Below are 16,375 nucleotides of genomic sequence, written 5' to 3' on the forward strand. Positions count from 1 at the left end.
CAGCTGCTCCGGTCAGAGCAGCTTGCGGAGCGTGTTCGTGTTGCGGGCCGTCGTGGTCCGCTTGAACCGGGCAGCTGCGGCGCGCTTCGCGAAGGCGGTCGACGTGCTCGACCCCTTCGGGCACGACCAGTAGACGACGCCGTCCCCGCGGGCGACCTGCTCGACCGACGGATCGAGGTCGAGTCCGGCGAGCAGGTCGTCGAGAGCCGCGGGGTCGGAGGCGAACACCACGGAGTCGTGCCGGTCGGCCGTCGATGCGAAGGGGAACCCCGCGACGAGGCCGGCCAGGGCGTCGTGGCGCACGAGCACGATCCAGGCGTCGTAGCCGAAGCGCTTGCGGAGTGCCTGCTCCACGGACGACCGCAGCGCCGCGGGCTCGACGGGGTCCGCCGCGGTGAACACGACGTTGCCCGAGGCCAGGACCGTCCGGACGTCGATGTGCCCCAGGGAACAGAACAGCTCGGCCAGGTCGGCGCTCCGGATCGTGATGCCGTTCACGTTGACCCCGCGCAGCAGGGCGACCCAGGTCGTCATGCGGTGACCGTAGCGCGGCGTCGGGTCGGGGTCCACACCCACCCGGTGCTCACGTCCACGTCCGGGCGACGGTCCACCCGCTGCCGTCCGGGACGATGTCGACCACCAGGGTCTCGCCGTCCTCGGCGGTCGCCTGGAAACGCCACCCGGCGGTGCGTTCCGGTGCGTGGGTGATCGCGGTGGGCAGGTCGGTCGGGGTCGTGGTCAGTCGGGTCGGGACGTCGGTGACGCGCCAGCGCCGGCCCAGCCAGACCAGTCGGACGGGTGTGCCACCGGTCCACCACACGGTGACCGCGGTGTCGACGATCATCATCAGGAGCCTCCTCGTTCGAACGTGTGTTCGAATGCTAGGTCGGCCATCCGACACCCGCAACCGCTCCGGCGCGCCGCGTTCGTCCCGTGGCGGACACCGACAACGGGCCGAGGAGCAGTCGTGTAGACGAGCATCATGACGAACGACGACAGCCAGGGTCCCGACGCCGCACACCAGGTCCCGGACGGGGTCTCCGAAGCGACGGTCGAGGCGCTCGGCAGCCTGTCCGCGGCGCTCGAGGTCATCGAGCACGCCCGCGGTCTGCTCTACGGGTTCCACCGACTGACCGGCACCGCCGACCTGAACATCGGCGAGGCGGTGGAGCAGCTGCGGAAGGCCGGACACACCGAACTTGCGGACCGCATCGACACCGAGCTCGTCGGCCGGAACGTGATCGCCGGACGGTGGACGTTCCAGATCGTCGAGGACTACGACGACGGCTACTACGCGACCGTCAAGGAGCTGGAGCGGACCGCACGCGAGCAGCTCGTCGGCGGCAGGCGCCACCTGTTCGAGGCGGGCATGAAGGAGGACCGGCGCACGCCGGCCCACCGCCACCACGAGGCGACGCCCACCGACCTGCCGGACTGAGCCGCGCCTCCCGTCCGTCCCGGGTCGGGTCAGCCGACTCCGAGCGCCGTCTCCAGCGGGCCGCGGGCGAAGTAGAGCAGGAAGCCCGCGGCGACGACGTACAGCAGCCACGAAACCTGCCGGCCCTTGCCGGACAGCGCCTTGATGAGCACCCAGCTGATGAAGCCCGCGCCGATGCCGTTCGCGATCGAGTACGTCAGCGGCATCACGACGATGGTCAGGAACGCCGGCAGCGCCGAGCCGAAGTCCGACCAGTCGATGTCCGCGACCTGCGCGACCATGAGCGCGCCGACCACGACGAGTCCGGCGGCGGCGACCTCGAGCGGGACCACCTGTGTCAGCGGCGTGAGGAACATCGACGCCAGGAACAGCAGGCCGGTCACGACCGAGGCCATGCCGGTCCGGGCGCCCTCGCCGATGCCGGCGGCGGAGTCGATGAACACCGTGTTCGACGACACCGAGGCGCCACCACCGGCGATCGCACCGGCACCCTCGACGACGAGCGCGGCGCGGAGACGGGGGAATGTGCCGTCCTTCTCCGCGACCCCGGCGGCCTTCGCGAGCCCGGTCATCGTGCCCATGGCGTCGAAGAAGTTCGTGAAGACCAGCGTGAAGACGAGCATCGACGCGGCGAGCGGGCCGATCCGGGCGAAGGCGCCGAAGTCGAACTGACCGACGAGCGACAGGTCGGGCAGGGCGAACAGGGCGCTCGGCAGGCCCGGGGCGTTGAGGTTCCAGCCGGTCTTCGAGTCGACCGAGGTCGGCACGTGGAACACCGCCTGCAGGATGATCGCGATGATCGTCGTCGCGATGATGCCGATGAGCAGCGCGCCCTTGACCTTGCGGGCCATCAGCGTGCCGATGATCACCAGGCCGATGAGGAACACGATCGTCGGCAGGGCCCCGACCGAGCCGTCCTCACCGAGCTGCAGCGGCGGCGAGGCGAGCCCCGAGGAGCGCACGAAGCCGGAGTCGACCAGACCGATGAACGCGATGAACAGGCCGATGCCGACCGTGATCGCCGCCTTGAGCTGCGCGGGCACGGCGGTGAAGATCATCGTCCGGATGCCCGTCAACGCCAGGATCACGATGATCACGCCGTTGATGACGACGAGGCCCATCGCCTCGGCCCACGTCACCTGGTGGACGACGCTGACGGCGAGGAACGAGTTGATCCCCAGGCCCGCCGCGATGCCGAACGGCAGGTTCGCGACCACACCCATCGCGATGGTCATGAGACCGGCGACCAGGCCGGTGGCCGCGGCCACCTGAGCGTTCTCGAGCCATCCGCCATTGACGTCCTTGGCGGCCTGGTCGGCGCTGAACCCGCCGAGGATGAGCGGGTTGAGGATGACGATGTAGGCCATCGTCACGAAGGAGACGAGACCACCACGGATCTCTCGGGGGATCGTCGATCCGCGCTTCGTGACCGAGAAGAAGCGGTCGAGGCCGGATGCGACGCTGTTCCGGGGCGGGCTGGATGTCTGCGGGGCGCTCACCGGGGGAGTTTAAAGGAACCTGGGACCGCCGGCACGTCGCGGCCGCAGGGTAGCCATCCGGGAGGCCCGTTCCCCGTGATCGGGGTACGTCACCGCGTTCCGTGTCCAGTCGCACCCCCGCCGGGCGGTGTTGGATGACCGGGTGACGCAGCGCATGGACCGTGCCCGTGTCGAGGCCGCCGTGCGAGAGCTGCTGGCGGGCATCGGCGAAGACCCCGACCGACCCGGACTGGAGCGGACCCCGCAGCGGGTCGCCGACGCCTACACGGAGTTCTTCCGCGGGCTCGACCAGGACGCGACGCAGATCGCCCGCGACGGCACGGTGCCCGCCGGCGACGGCGAGCGCGGTGACCTGGTGATCGTCCGCGACATCCTGTTCCGGTCGGTGTGCGAGCACCACCTGCTGCCGTTCCTCGGCACCGCGCACCTGGCGTACGCCCCGGGCGAGCGGCTCATCGGCCTCGGGACGCTGGCGCGGGTGGTGGAGGCGCTGGCCTCCCGCCCGCAGCTGCAGGAGCGTCTCGGCGAGCAGGTCGTCCAGGCGGTGCAGGACGGCCTCGAGGCGCGCGGCGTCCTGGTCGTCCTCGACGCCCAGCACCAGTGCGTGACGACCCGGGGGGAGCGGCAGACGAGCTCCACGACCGTCACCGTCGCGGCGAGCGGGATCCTCGCCGACGCGGCGGGCCGGGCCGAGGCGATCGCGCTGATCGGCAGCGGAGCAGGAGCTAGCAGCGGCACCGGCAGCAGCACCGACACCGGGGCGGACGCCTGATGCGCGTCGGACTCGGCACGGGCCTCCCGTCCGGTGCGGCCGCGTCGTCCGGACCCGGGTGGGTGGTGCCGGACCTGCGCGAACCCGTCCGCACCATCGGCCGCCGCACCTTCGACTTCGACCACCGCATCGCCGTGATGGCGATCGTGAACCGCACGCCGGACTCGTTCCATGACAAGGGCCGGACCTTCGCGCTCGACCGCGCGGTCGAGGCCGCCGTCACCGCCGCCGAACAGGGCGCCGACTGGGTCGACATCGGCGGCGTGAAGTTCGCCCCCGGGCCGGAGCTGTCCGCCGCCGACGAGATCGAGCGCGTCCTGCCCGTCGTCGAGCAGGTCGCGCAGCAGTCCGACGTCACGATCAGCGTCGACACCTTCCGGCCCGAGGTCGCGGCCGCCGCGATCGCCGCCGGTGCCAGTGTGGTCAACGACACCACCGGCCTGGCCGACCCGCGGATGGCCGCCGTCGTGGCGGACTCGGATGCGACGATCGTCATCACGCACTCGCTCGCGGCACCGCGCCAGCAGTACCCGAAGCCGCAGTACGCCGACGTGGCGGGCGAGATCGCGGCCTTCCTGCGGCTGCGCGTCGACCGGGCGCTCGAGGCCGGCATCCCCGAGGACCGGATCATCATCGACCCCGGACACGACCTCAACAAGACGACCGTGCACACGCTGGAGCTGACCCGGCGTCTGCCGGAGGTCGTCGCCCTCGGCTACCCGGTCCTCGCCGCGGTGTCGAACAAGGACTTCGTGGGGGAGAGCCTCGGCCGTCCCCGCGGTGAACGGCTGTCCGGGTCGTTGGCGGCCGCGACGGTCAGCGCCATGCTCGGTGCCCGCATCGTCCGGATGCACGACGTCGTCGAGTCGGTCGACGCGATGCGCATGGTCGAGACCGTCCTCGGCTGGCGCGCCCCCCTGGAAGCGAGGCACAACACGTGACGCACCTGCCCGACCCGATCGCCGACCTGTCCGACGACGAGCTGCTCGCCGCCTACACCGACGGTGCCGAGGGCACCGCTGACGGCGGCTGGCTCCGCGTGAACTTCGTCAGCTCCCTCGACGGATCCGCCACCGCGGCCGGCAAGTCCGGCTCCCTCGGCGGTGACGACGACCTGCGCGTGTTCGACCTGCTGCGCCGCGTCGCCGACGTCGTCCTGGTCGCCGCGGGCACCGTCCGCGACGAGGGGTACGGGCCGATGGTGCTGCACGACGCCGACGTCGCTTGGCGTCGAGAGCACGGACTGCCCGACCACCCGGTGTTCGCGATCGTGACGGGGTCGCTCGGCCTCGACCCGGCCTCGCGGGTGTTCACCGAGGCGCCGGTCCGACCGGTCGTCCTCACCTCGGCGTCCGCGGACCCGGAGCGGCGGCACGCGCTCGAGGCCGTCGCCGACGTGGTGTCCTGCGGCGACGACGCCGTCGACCCGGCACAAGTCCGGGCCGCCCTGGTCGACCGGGGCCTCCGCACGATCCACTGCGAGGGTGGGCCGTCCTTCCTCGGCGCCCTGGTGGCGGCCGACCTGGTCGACGAGCTGTGCCTGTCGATCGACCCGTCGCTCGAGGGCGGCGACGGCGGCCGCATCGTGCACGGGTCGTCGCCAGAACTCCGGCCGATGCGGCTCGCGCACGTGCTGCACGGGGCCGGGGACGTGCTGTTGACGCGGTACGTCCGGGCGCGCTGACGAGGACCCCCCTGCTCGTCCCGCTGCACGTCACGCCTGCCGGGTAGGGTCGGGCGCGTGATCGACGTCGTGGTGTCCGGGGTCCTGTTCGACATGGACGGGACGCTCGTCGACTCGACCGCCATCGTCGAGGGTGCGTGGGGCCGCTTCGGTGCCGAGCACGACCTCGACCCGCAGACGATCCTCGGCTTCTCGCACGGCCGACAGACGATCGACACGATCCGCCACTTCCTGCCCGACCTGGCTCCCGACGAGCAGCGCCGGGTCGCGCTCGAGCTCGTCAACGACGAGGTCGAGAACACCGACGGCATCATCGAGGTCCCCGGCGCCGGTGCGTTCGTCCGACGGCTCCTGGCCGCAGGTGTGCCGGTCGCGCTCGTCACCAGCGCCCCGCGGGACCTCGCCGTGAACCGGATGCGGGCCGCCGACGTGCCCGTCCCGGACGCCGTGGTCGCCGCCGACGACGTCGAGCACGGCAAACCCCACCCGGACGGCTACCTGCGCGGTGCCGCCCTGCTCGGCGTCGCGGCCGAGGACTGCCTGGCCTTCGAGGACGCCCCGGCCGGACTGGAGGCCGCGCTCGCCTCCGGTGCGACGACCGTCGCCGTCGGGACGCTCGCCTCCGCCGACCTGCCGGCGGACCTGGTGCGCATCACGGGGTACGACGGGGTCACCGTGACGGCCGAGGGCGACGGGTTCCGCATCCGGGGCTGACGGCAGGCCCGGTCCGGACCGGACCGTCAGGCCGGTCCGCGCACTCCGGCTGAGCGTCCCCTGCGCTCTGCGAACACACCCAGCGGCGTCCGACGACCGTGGTGTGCGCAGCCGGAGACCCCGGCCTGCGGAAGGAGTGACCATGGCAGCCCTCGACGGCAAGAAGATCCTCGTCATCGCGACGAACTACGGCGTGGAGCAGGACGAGATCGTCGTCCCCACCGACCAGCTCCGTGGGCGCGGCGCCACCGTGACGGTCGCCGCGAAGGAGTCGGGCTCGATCCAGACCCTGGTCGGCGACAAGGACCCGGGCAAGGACGTCGACGTCGACACCACCCTCGACGGTGTCTCGGCCGGCGACTTCGACGCCCTCGTGGTCCCCGGCGGCACGATCAACGCCGACACCATCCGCCAGGAGGCCACCGCGATCGACCTCGTGAAGGCGTTCGTCGAGGCCGGCAAGCCGGTCGCGGCGATCTGCCACGGCCCGTGGACCCTGGTCGAGGCCGGTGTCCTGCCGGGTCGCACGATCACCTCGTTCCCCTCGCTGCAGACGGACGTCCGCAACGCCGGTGCCGAGTGGGTCGACCAGGAGGTCCAGGTCGACGAGACCGGCAGCACGATCATCACGTCACGGAACCCCGGCGACCTGCCGGCGTTCGTCGACGCGATCCAGGCTGCCCTCGCCTGACCCCTCGCAACACGCAACGTGGGCGGCATCGCGCAGCGGTACTCCGTTGCGCGGAGCCGCCCACGTTGCGTTCCGCGGACCCACCAGGCGGCGCGACTCAGCCGGCGGGGACCGGGTGCGCGGTGCGGAGCACGGCGTGGCCGAGGGTGAGCACGCCGTCGGATTCCGGGTCGCAGCGCACCCCGCCGCGGCCGCGCATCGCCCGGAACGCCCCCGGCGCAACCTCGGTGTCCATCCACGCGCACGGGTTCGCCGGCCGGTAGCCGCGGAAGAGCACCGGGCCGTCACCGGAGTCCAGGGCGAACGGCTCGCCCCGCAGTGCCTCGACGTCGACGCCGCGCAGGAACACGTTCCGTCGGGTCGCCGCCGGGTCGATCGACACCCCGAGCTCCCGTCCCACCGCCTCGAGCCCCGCGAGCCCGATCAGGGTCACCGACGCGTGCACGTGCGCCCGGGCCGCGAAGTAGCGGTCGCCGACGATGCCGAGTCCGGCGCGCAGTTCGATGCGGTCACGGAGCTCCTCCTCGTCGGCCGGTGTCGCCCCGTCCGCGGGACGGCCCTCGTAGCGGTGCCCCCGGGAGACCAGCAGCATCGTCACCTCGACGTCGCGGGCGTGCGGCAGCGCGACGGAGGCGACCGGGTCGAGGACGGGAGGCATGCGGTCGACGGTAGCCGCGCCTCCCGGCCGTCCCGTCCACCCGGGGTGCTGCGACGTCCGATTCCCGCCAGTCCGGTGTCGTCGGCCCGTGCCAGGCTGACCGCATGACGACCACCGGAGCCGACGCGCCGCTCGACGCGCCGCTCGACGCGCAGCCCGTCTCGCAGCCAGTCTCACAGCACGACGAGCGGTACCGGATCGCGGCCTCGCGGGACGCGCGGTTCGACGGTCAGTTCGTCACCGCCGTGCACTCCACCGGCATCTACTGCCGCCCAAGTTGCCCCGCCCGCACGCCCCGCTCGACCGGCGTCACCTTCTACCGGACGAGCGCCGCCGCGCACCTCGCCGGCTTCCGCGCCTGCCGCCGGTGCCTGCCCGAGGCGACGCCGGGCAGCCCGGAGTGGGACCTCCGCGAGGACGTCGCCGCCCGCGCGATGCGCCTGGTCGTCGACGGCGTCGTCGACCGGGAGGGCGTCCCCGGCCTCGCCAGCCGCGTCGGCTACTCGGAACGACAACTCAACCGGATCATGACCGACGAGCTCGGCGCCGGACCGAAGGCCCTCAGTCGCGCGCACCGGGCGCAGACCGCGCGGACCCTGCTCACCTCGTCCGACCTGCCGATGACGGACGTCGCGTTCGCCGCCGGGTTCGCGAGCGTCCGCCAGTTCAACGACACCGTGCGCGAGGTCTTCGCGCTCACGCCCACCGAACTGCGGTCCCGACGGCGGGTCGCGCCGGGCGGTGACGGCGCGCTCCGCGTGCACCTGCCGGCGCGGCCGCCGTTCGACGTGCAGGGGCTGCTCGAGTGGCACGCGTTGCACGCGCTCGCCGGCATGGAGCAGGTCGGTTTCGACGCTGCTGGGCGGGTCGCGTCGTACGGGCGGGTGCTGGACCTGCCGGGAGGCCCGGGCTGGTTCCGCGCGACGGCCACGGACCACGACGGGGTCGCGTCCGGTACCGCCGGGGCCGGGGCCGGGGCCGGGGCCGGGTCCGGTTCCGGCGCCTCCGGCGCGCGTTCCGGTCGGGGGCGGACCGGGCTGGACCTGCTCGTCCGGCTCACCGACCTGTCCGACCTGCCCACCCTCGTGGCCCGGGTGCGATCGTTGTTCGACCTCGACGCCGATCCGGTGGCGGTGGACGCGGCCCTCGCGGCGGTGCCTGAGCTCGCACCGGTCGTCGCACGGGTGCCCGGCATGCGCCTGCCGGGGGCGGTGGACCCGCATGAGGTGGTGTTCCGCACCCTCATCGGGCAGCAGGTGTCCGTCGCGGCGGCCCGGACGGCGCAGACGCGGCTCGTGGCGGCGCTGGGGGAGCAGGTGGCGGCGGGACTCGTGCCGGAGGTGCCGGGAGCGCCCGGTGCTCTGCGTTCTCCCGGTTCGCCGGACGTCGGTGAGCCCGTCGTCCGGCTGTTCCCCCGTGCCGCGGTGATCGCCGAGCGCGGGCGGGAGGTCCTCCGCGGCCCCGCAGCCCGCGTCGACACGATCATGCGCGTCGCAGCGGCGCTCGCGGACGGCAGCCTCGTCGTCCACGGTGGTCAGTCGCTCGACGAACTCCGCTCCGGCCTGCTCGCCGTGAAGGGCATCGGCCCGTGGACGGCGGACTACGTCGCACTCCGGGTCCGGCACCACCCCGATCTCTTCCTGCACAGCGACCTCGCCGTGCGGAACGGTGCACAGGAACTCGGGCTGCCCGGGACGGCGCGTGAACTCTCCCTATGGTCGGAACGGGTGGCCCCCTGGCGGAGCTACCTCACGATGCACTGCTGGCGGCCGATCATCGATCGCGCGATGGACCGGACCGCAGCGACCTCCACGAACTCCGGGAAGGAACCCCGATGACCGACGCCGTCCTCACCACCCTCTCCACCCCCGACGGGCCCTTCACCGTGCTCGAAGACGACCGCGGGCGGGTCCTCGCCTCGGGGTGGACCGCCGACCCCGACCGGATCCTCGCGCGCCTGGCCGAACGGCACCGGCCGACCCGGGTCCTCGACGGGCAGGTCCGCGCGGCCGAGGCCGTGGACGCCTACTACGCGGGCGAGCCCGAGCACGCCATGCAGGTGCCCGTCCACCAGGTCGGCACCGAGCTCTTCGCCGAGGGCTGGCGGCGGCTCCGGGACATCCCCGCGGGGTCCACGTTGACGTACACGGCGTTCGCCAGCGCGATGGGGCGCCCGGACGCCGTCCGTGCTGCCGCCAGCGTCTGCGCCCGGAACGCTCCCGCCCTCTTCGTGCCCTGTCACCGGGTCCTGCGCTCCGACGGCTCACTCGGGGGGTTCGCCTGGGGGCTCGACGTCAAGCGGTCGTTGCTCGAGCGCGAGTCCGTGGCCGCCGACGCCCTCGTCTGAGCGCCCCTCGGACAGGTCACGCGTTCACAGGGAGCATCAAGCGCTCCCCCAGGACGTGGGTGGTGACGCGGAGGCCCGGGCCTGTCAGACTCACGACGACGGCGTGGTCCACGGAACTCCGTGGACCGAGATCAGCGTCGAGCGCGATGCGTGTCGTACCCTCCGGGTGCCGCACGACCGGGGGCGCGCCACTCGCCGTCGAGACCGAACGAGGACGCCATGACGACCACCGCCGACCGATCGGTGCTGTCAGCGGACGGCACACGGATCGCGGTCTCGTCGAGCGGGGACGGCCCCGCGCTCGTCCTCGTGGGCGGAGCCTTCGACCACCGGGGCACCCCGTTCGTGGACGGTGTCGTCGCCGCGTTCGCCGACCGCTACCGGGTCGTCACGTACGACCGCCGCGGCCGCGGAGAGAGCGGTGACACCCGGCCCTGGTCGGTCGCGCGAGAGGTCGAGGACCTCGCCGCCGTGGTCGCCGACGTCGGCGCTCCCGTCGACCTCCTCGGCATCTGCGTCGGTGCCGCCGTCGTCCTACACGCCGTCGCCACCGGCGTCCCGGTCGGCCGTGCCGTGCTCTACGAACCGCCGTACCGCGCGAGCGTCGACGCGCACGCCGACGACGTCCTCTTCGCCGACCGCCTCGACGAGATGATCGCCGGCGGCCGCCGAGCCGCCGCGGTCCGCGCCTACCTCACCCGGGTGCTCGGCATCCCGATGCTGCAGGTCTCCGCCGTGCCCCTCAAACCGAAGCTGTGGAAGGCCCTGCTCGCCGACGCCGGGGTCCTCGGCCGTGACGTCCGGGTCCTCAGTGGCCTCGTCGTGCCGGAGCGGGCACTCGCCGCGGTGGGGATCCCGGTGCTCGTCGCCGCGGGCACCACCGGACCCACCTGGACCCGGGCGGCCGCGCGCGCGGTGGTCGAGACGGTGCCCGGCTCGACGGCCGTGGTGCTCGAAGGGCAGGGCCACGTGCCGGACCCCGCGGTGCTGCGGAGCACGGTCGACGGGTTCCTCCAGACCCAGCCCAGTCCAGACGCGCACTGAACCGCACGCCGCGCCGTGGCTGCGCCCGCTGACCTACGCCAGGATGGACGGGTGAACGCACCCCGCCTCGGACTCCTGCTCGACGTCGACGGCCCGATCGCCAGCCCGCTCTCGCGGACCATCGCGATCCCGAGCATCGTCGAGGACCTCGTCGCCCTGGCGGCCGAGGGCATCCCCGTCGTGTTCAACACCGGACGCAGCGACGCCTTCATCCGGGAGCAGGTCGTCGGCCCCCTCCTCGCCGGCGGTCTCGCCGCGGGCGGACGGGTGCACGCGGTGTGCGAGAAGGGTGCCGTCTGGTGCTCGATCGGCCCGCAGTTCCCCGACGGCATGGGAGACCTGACCGTCGCCGAGGACCTGGCGCTGCCGCGGGACTTCGCCGACGAGATGCGCGAGCTCGTCCGCGACGAGTACGCGGACCTGGTGTTCTTCGACGAGACCAAGCACGCCATGGTGTCGATCGAGCAGCTGGTCGACGTCGACAGTGCGGCGTACCTCGCGCGGCAGCCCGCGTTCGACGCGCAGGCGATGGCCGCACTCGAGCGCCGGGGCCTCGGCGTCCGCCGCCTCGACGACGTGCGCCCGGACGAGCACGGCGCGGTCGCGTGGCGGGTCGACCCGACGATCATCTCGACCGACGTCGAGTCCGACCGCAGCGGCAAGGACCTCGGCGCCGAGCGGGCACTCGAGCTCCTGGCCGAGGACGGCGACCTGCCCCTCGAGTGGCGGACGGTCGGCGACTCCCGCAGCGACTACGCGATGGCGGACTGGCTGCACGCGAACGGGCACCGGGTCGCGCACGTCGACGTCCGACCGGCCGACGGTGTCCCCGAGACGCCGTACCCGGTGCTCACCGCGCCGGACGGGGTCATCCACGACGAGGCCGGTGCCCGGTTCCTCCGTGCGTGGCGCGAGGGGCGCTCCGACGCTGCCGTCTGATCGGCGCCTCGCGGTCCCCGGTTGCACCGTCGTCCGGTATACCACTACCCTTCCGGGGTCCGCCTGCTCCGATGACGGGAACGTCCCATGGCCCTCCGCACCAAGTCCATCGAGGCGTCGCTCGCCGACGCCGACGAGAAGGGGCGCTCGCTCAAGCGCTCCCTGAAGACGTTCGACATCGCCGCGATGGGGATCGCCGTCGCGGTCGGCGCCGGCATCTTCTCGGTCGGCGCGAACGCCGCCGCGAACTTCGCCGGCCCCGGCGTGATCGTGTCGTTCCTGCTCGCCGCCGTCACGTGCGGCCTGGCGATCATGTGTTACGCCGAGTTCGCCTCGACGATCCCGGTCGCCGGCTCGGCGTACACGTTCACCTACGCCACGATGGGCGAGCTGCTCGCGTGGATCGTCGGGTGGGACCTGATCCTCGAGACCCTGACCGCCAGCGCCGTCATCGCGAAGTACTGGGGCATCTACCTCAGCACCGCGTTCGACGTGTTCGGCGTCACGCTGCCGAGCACCATCGCGATCGGCCCGATCGGCTTCACCTGGGGTCCGGTCCTCATCGTCGGCGTCTTCACCGCGCTGCTGGCGTTCGGTACCCGCCTGTCCAGCCGGGTCTCCGCGGTCATCACCGTCATCAAGGTCGCGATCGTCCTGTTCGTCATCGTGGTCGGTGCCTTCTTCGTCAAGGCCGCGAACTTCACGCCGTTCATCCCCGCCGCGGAGCCGACCAAGGGTGCCGAGGGCAGCGTGCTGACCCAGTCGCTCGTCTCCTTCGTGACCGGTGCGGCACCGGCGCAGTACGGCGTCTTCGGCCTGCTCGCCGCGGCGTCGCTGGTCTTCTTCGCCTTCATCGGCTTCGACGTCGTCGCCACGAGTGCCGAGGAGACCGAGAACCCGCAGAAGACCCTGCCCCGCGGCATCTTCATCGGGCTCGGCATCGTCACGCTGCTCTACGTCGGCGTCAGCATCGTGATCACCGGCATGGTGTCGTACAAGCAGCTCGCTGAAGAGAAAGCGCCCTCGCTGGCGTCCGCGTTCGACATCGTCGGGCTGCCCTGGGCGGCCGGCATCATCGCCATCGGCTCCCTGATCGGCCTGACCACGGTCGTCATGGTGCTGCTGCTCGGCCTGTCCCGCATCGTGTTCTCGATGAGCCGCGACGGCCTGCTGCCCCGCTGGTTCTCGGTCACGAACCCGAAGACGCAGACCCCGGTCCGCGTGCAGGTCGTCGCCGGCATCGTCGTCGCGTTCCTCGCCGGGTTCACCGCGGTCGACAAGCTCGAGGGCATGATCAACATCGGCACGCTCTCCGCCTTCGTGCTCGTGTCGATCGGCATCATCGTGCTCCGGAAGTCCCGCCCCGACGCTCCCCGCGCATTCCGGGTGCCGTGGTCGCCGGTGGTCCCGATCCTGTCCGCGGTGCTCTGCTTCTGGCTGATGCTCAACCTCGAGGTCGAGACCTGGATCCGGTTCGTCGTCTGGCTCGTCATCGGCTTCGCGATCTACTTCGGCTACAGCCGCCGCAACAGCCGCGTCGGCCGCGCGATGCGCGAGTAACCAGTCCCTGCGGAACACCGGTGTTCGTCCTCCGCGCCGCGCAGAGTCGCGATGCGACAGACGAACACCGGTGTTTTCCGTTTCTCGTCAGGCGCCGAGGAGCAGCGTCAGGCCGAAGGCGAGCATCACGACGGCGACCAGGGCGTCGAAGACCCGCCAGGTCAGCGGCTTCGCGAACAGCGGGCGCAGCAGTCGGCCCCCGAAGCCGAGGGCCCCGAACCACAGGCAGCTCGCCGCGACCGCCCCGACGGTCCACCACCACCGGTCGTCGACCCCCTGCTGGTTCGCGACCGACCCGAGGAACACCAGCGTGTCCAGGTACACGTGCGGGTTCGCCCACGTGAACACCAGCATGGTCAGGACCGCGGCGCGCATCGTCGGCCCCGCCGGGTCGCCTCCCGGACGCCGACCATCCACGTGCCGGTCGCCCAGACCGGCCCGGCCGGGAGGCACGCCCTCCCCCCGCAACGTCGGTGCAGCCTCCAGACCGTCGGCCCCAGGGCCCGCACCCGCCGAGACGGGCACCCCGTCCTCGGCGGCCCGCTCGTCGAGACGGATCGCCTCGCCCGAGGGCCGCAGCGCCCGCCGGGCCGCGAGCACCCCGTACGTCAGCAGGAACGCCGCGCCGACGAACCGGATGACCAGCAGTGCTGCCGGGACCCGTTCGACGACGGCCCCGACGCCGAGCACCCCGGCGATGATGAGGGCCGCGTCCGACAGTGCGCAGACGGCCACCGCGACGGCGACCACCCCGAGTCGCGCGCTCACCGCGAGCCGCAGCAGGTACGTGTTCTGCACCCCGATCGCGACGATGAGGGCGAGCCCCGTGCCCAGGCCGGACAGGGCGGGGAGCAGGGCGTCGAGCGGTGTGGTCACAGGGGAACGCTAGGCCGGTGCGCTCCCGTAGACCAGCTCAGGTTCCTGGTGCGCCGTAAGCTGCGCTGATGGTGCAGTTCCAGCGTGACCACCTCGAGACCCTCCTGGCCGCCGTCGACGCGGGGACCTTCGACGCCGCCGCCCGCGAGCTGTCGATCACACCGTCGGCGGTGTCCCAGCGAGTGAAGGCGATGGAGCAGCTCGTCGGCCGGGTGCTGCTGCAGCGGACCACGCCGATCGTGCCGACGCCGGACGGTGAGGTCGTCCTCCGCCACGCACGACAGGTGCGGCTGCTCGACGAGGAGACCTCCCGGGCGCTCGACGTGCCGGACGCCGACGTGCCGGGACGCACGCCGTCGATCCCACTCGCCGTCAACGCGGACTCACTCGCGACGTGGTTCCTCGACGCCCTCGCGATCGTCCGTGCCGACACCGAGGTGGTCTTCGACCTGCACCGTGAGGACCAGGACCGCACCGCCGAGCTCCTCCGCGCCGGCACGGTGATGGCCGCGGTGACGGCCGAAGCGGAGCCCGTGCAGGGGTGCTCGTCGGTGCCGCTCGGGGTGGACCGCTACCGGGCCGTCGCCGCACCGTCGTTCGTCCGGCGGTACCTCGACGGCGCGGACACCGAGCGGCGGATGACGGCCCGCCTGGACCGGGTGCCGCTCGTGGACTACGACCGCGACGACGACCTGCAGCAGGGGTTCCTCCGGCGGGTGCTCGGCCACGCGCCCCGCGGTCCGCGGCACTTCGTCCCGAACTCGGCGGACTTCGCGCGGGCGGTGCAGCTCGGTTTCGGGTGGGGGTTGTTGCCGGAGGCGCAGTGCCTCGGGGCGATCGAGCGGGGCGACCTGGTCGAGCTCACCCCGGGACGTCGGGCGGACGTGGCGCTCTGGTGGCAGCGGTGGAACCTGGCGTCGCCGCTGCTCGAACGGGTGACCGAGGCCGTGCGGGCGGTCGCGGCGGAGCGGCTGCACCAGCCAGCGGCCGTGTGATGCAGCCGCGGTGATGTGACTCTTGCGACCCCGTCGACGCCGTGGCAGCATCATGTTCCCGGTGGAATACTGCCGGTGGGGACGGGTCTCCGGCTCCCGCGCGACCGAACAGCTGGGTGACTGGCTGCTCGCGAACGAGGCGGCCTCGGCGGAGCGGGACGTCCTCGACCCGGACCTGCGGCCGTTCCCCGGGTTCCAGCACACCGTCGTCTCCCTGAACTGGGGTGGCAAGCGGGACCACGCCACCTGGTTCAGTGCGGACCCGGCGGCACCGGCCGGCATCGAGCTCATCCCGATGCCCGCCGTCGCCGCGGACTACGTGGCCGCCGGCGGCAAGGAGCAGATCGGGAAGGTCCTCGACGAGGCCGTGCCGGAGGGCGACTACGCGGTGCAGTTCGGGGACTACCTGCTGATGTACCGGGCGTTGGCCTCCGGCAGCCAGGCGACGGCAGCACTCGCCCTCGCCCGGGACCTGCCGGCGGAGGACATCGACACGGGCAACACCCGGTCGTACCTGCTGGCGTGGATCATGTCGCACCAGTAGCGGGAGCGGACCCGTGTGCCGGGCCCTCGTGTGCCGGAGCCACGGGACGCACTCCTGGGCTCCGGCACACCTCGGTCCGCCTACCGTCCACGCCATGAGCACGCGCGCGAAGACCACTGCCACCCTCGTCGGCCTCGCCACCGTCGCCATGCTGCTGGGCGGCTGCTCGAACGCCGGCGCCCAGAACGGCGACCCGGTCGCGAAGGTCCCGGGCTCCGAGGAGTCCGCCACCCGCACCGACCCCGGTCAGCGCAACAGCGCCCCCTGCCAGGTCGCCTCGAGTGCCGCCGTCGACGCGATCGACCAGGCCGTGGGCCCGCACGACAACACGGACGTCGCGAGCGTCACGAAGGGCGAGGCCGGCTGGTACCTCGGCGTCTCGGTCGCCCCGAACCAGAGCGACGACCCCAACGACGACGAGGTCGCGGTCTTCGGCACCGAGTCCGACCCGACCGCCGAGGACTTCGACGGCATGGTCGTCCCGGTGAACGAGGTCGCCGAGGACGTCGTCGCCGACGAGAGCACCGCCACCGCGGCACCGGCCGACTTCTCCGAGACCTCGGACGCGGCGAAGCAGGTCCAGAGCTGCATCGCCGAGGCCGTCGACCACTGAC

General features: G+C 72.6%; 19 protein-coding genes. 14 read left to right on the forward strand and 5 right to left on the reverse strand.

Annotation, left to right across the window (positions count from 1 at the left end; translation table 11 throughout):
- Positions 1–12: 12 nt before the first annotated feature.
- On the reverse strand, positions 13–534 hold the full coding sequence (locus tag SOM35_RS10555; RefSeq protein WP_320515361.1) for a DUF1697 domain-containing protein: 522 nt from the start codon (positions 532–534) through the stop codon (positions 13–15).
- A 49-nt stretch (positions 535–583) separates the two neighbouring features.
- Positions 584–847, reverse strand: coding sequence for a hypothetical protein (locus SOM35_RS10560; RefSeq protein WP_111074002.1), 264 nt, complete (start codon positions 845–847; stop codon positions 584–586).
- Positions 848–982: 135 nt separating this feature from the next.
- On the opposite strand from SOM35_RS10560, the gene SOM35_RS10565 reads away from it, so the two are divergent.
- Entirely contained in the window at positions 983–1,438 is a 456-nt protein-coding gene (locus tag SOM35_RS10565) for a hypothetical protein (RefSeq protein WP_320515362.1), read from the forward strand.
- A 29-nt stretch (positions 1,439–1,467) separates the two neighbouring features.
- On the opposite strand, the gene SOM35_RS10570 is transcribed toward SOM35_RS10565, so the two are convergent.
- Positions 1,468–2,937, reverse strand: coding sequence for an NCS2 family permease (locus SOM35_RS10570; RefSeq protein WP_320515363.1), 1,470 nt, complete (start codon positions 2,935–2,937; stop codon positions 1,468–1,470).
- A gap of 154 nt (positions 2,938–3,091) precedes the next feature.
- Between SOM35_RS10570 and folE the strand changes: the two genes are divergently transcribed.
- The 5 genes from folE to SOM35_RS10595 all read left to right on the forward strand — a co-directional run bounded on the left by folE (position 3,092) and on the right by SOM35_RS10595 (position 6,798).
- Positions 3,092–3,709: a GTP cyclohydrolase I FolE gene (gene folE, locus SOM35_RS10575; RefSeq protein WP_320515465.1), complete on the forward strand. Its 618-nt coding sequence runs from the start codon at positions 3,092–3,094 to the stop codon at positions 3,707–3,709.
- On the forward strand, positions 3,709–4,650 hold the full coding sequence (folP, locus tag SOM35_RS10580) for a dihydropteroate synthase (RefSeq protein ID WP_320515364.1): 942 nt from the start codon (positions 3,709–3,711) through the stop codon (positions 4,648–4,650). The genes folE and folP overlap by 1 nt, the downstream gene beginning before the upstream one ends.
- Positions 4,647–5,393: a pyrimidine reductase family protein gene (locus SOM35_RS10585; RefSeq protein ID WP_320515365.1), complete on the forward strand. Its 747-nt coding sequence runs from the start codon at positions 4,647–4,649 to the stop codon at positions 5,391–5,393. The genes folP and SOM35_RS10585 overlap by 4 nt, the downstream gene beginning before the upstream one ends.
- Positions 5,394–5,450: 57 nt before the next feature.
- On the forward strand, positions 5,451–6,107 hold the full coding sequence (locus tag SOM35_RS10590) for an HAD-IA family hydrolase (RefSeq protein WP_253465334.1): 657 nt from the start codon (positions 5,451–5,453) through the stop codon (positions 6,105–6,107).
- A 142-nt stretch (positions 6,108–6,249) separates the two neighbouring features.
- Positions 6,250–6,798 (forward strand): type 1 glutamine amidotransferase domain-containing protein, encoded by a 549-nt coding sequence (locus SOM35_RS10595; RefSeq protein ID WP_320515366.1) that lies wholly within the window; start codon positions 6,250–6,252, stop codon positions 6,796–6,798.
- Positions 6,799–6,895: 97 nt separating this feature from the next.
- Here the strand turns inward: SOM35_RS10595 and SOM35_RS10600 are convergent, their stop codons facing one another.
- Positions 6,896–7,456 carry a molybdenum cofactor biosysynthesis protein gene (locus tag SOM35_RS10600; RefSeq protein WP_320515367.1) on the reverse strand — a complete coding sequence of 187 codons (561 nt, stop codon included), beginning with the start codon at positions 7,454–7,456 and terminating at the stop codon, positions 6,896–6,898.
- Between the two features lie 104 nt (positions 7,457–7,560).
- Here SOM35_RS10600 and SOM35_RS10605 point away from each other — a divergent pair, with 104 nt between their 5' ends.
- The 5 genes from SOM35_RS10605 to SOM35_RS10625 all read left to right on the forward strand — a co-directional run bounded on the left by SOM35_RS10605 (position 7,561) and on the right by SOM35_RS10625 (position 13,346).
- On the forward strand, positions 7,561–9,294 hold the full coding sequence (locus SOM35_RS10605; protein WP_320515368.1) for a DNA-3-methyladenine glycosylase 2 family protein: 1,734 nt from the start codon (positions 7,561–7,563) through the stop codon (positions 9,292–9,294).
- A complete protein-coding gene (locus tag SOM35_RS10610) occupies positions 9,291–9,803 on the forward strand; it encodes a methylated-DNA--[protein]-cysteine S-methyltransferase (RefSeq protein ID WP_111073992.1) in 513 nt (170 codons plus the stop codon). Before SOM35_RS10605 ends, SOM35_RS10610 begins: the two co-directional genes overlap by 4 nt.
- A 219-nt stretch (positions 9,804–10,022) precedes the next feature.
- The gene (locus SOM35_RS10615) at positions 10,023–10,847 is read left to right on the forward strand and encodes an alpha/beta fold hydrolase (RefSeq protein WP_320515369.1); all 825 of its coding nucleotides are present in this window, start codon (positions 10,023–10,025) and stop codon (positions 10,845–10,847) included.
- 51 nt (positions 10,848–10,898) lie between these two features.
- Complete coding sequence (locus SOM35_RS10620) at positions 10,899–11,786, forward strand: hypothetical protein (protein ID WP_221848963.1); 888 nt, start codon at positions 10,899–10,901, stop codon at positions 11,784–11,786.
- An 87-nt stretch (positions 11,787–11,873) separates the two neighbouring features.
- A complete protein-coding gene (locus tag SOM35_RS10625) occupies positions 11,874–13,346 on the forward strand; it encodes an APC family permease (RefSeq protein WP_320515370.1) in 1,473 nt (490 codons plus the stop codon).
- 87 nt (positions 13,347–13,433) lie between these two features.
- Here the strand turns inward: SOM35_RS10625 and SOM35_RS10630 are convergent, their stop codons facing one another.
- On the reverse strand, positions 13,434–14,222 hold the full coding sequence (locus SOM35_RS10630) for a LysE/ArgO family amino acid transporter (RefSeq protein WP_320515371.1): 789 nt from the start codon (positions 14,220–14,222) through the stop codon (positions 13,434–13,436).
- 68 nt (positions 14,223–14,290) lie between these two features.
- On the opposite strand from SOM35_RS10630, the gene SOM35_RS10635 reads away from it, so the two are divergent.
- The 3 genes from SOM35_RS10635 to SOM35_RS10645 all read left to right on the forward strand — a co-directional run bounded on the left by SOM35_RS10635 (position 14,291) and on the right by SOM35_RS10645 (position 16,374).
- Positions 14,291–15,217: a LysR family transcriptional regulator ArgP gene (locus SOM35_RS10635; RefSeq protein ID WP_320515372.1), complete on the forward strand. Its 927-nt coding sequence runs from the start codon at positions 14,291–14,293 to the stop codon at positions 15,215–15,217.
- A 52-nt stretch (positions 15,218–15,269) separates the two neighbouring features.
- Positions 15,270–15,761, forward strand: coding sequence for a hypothetical protein (locus SOM35_RS10640; RefSeq protein ID WP_320515373.1), 492 nt, complete (start codon positions 15,270–15,272; stop codon positions 15,759–15,761).
- Positions 15,762–15,855: 94 nt separating this feature from the next.
- A complete protein-coding gene (locus SOM35_RS10645; RefSeq protein WP_320515374.1) occupies positions 15,856–16,374 on the forward strand; it encodes a hypothetical protein in 519 nt (172 codons plus the stop codon).
- The last annotated feature ends 1 nt before the right edge of the window (position 16,375 follow it).

Source organism: Curtobacterium sp. CFBP9011, from assembly GCF_034045095.1.
Taxonomy (GTDB): Bacteria; Actinomycetota; Actinomycetes; order Actinomycetales; family Microbacteriaceae; genus Curtobacterium.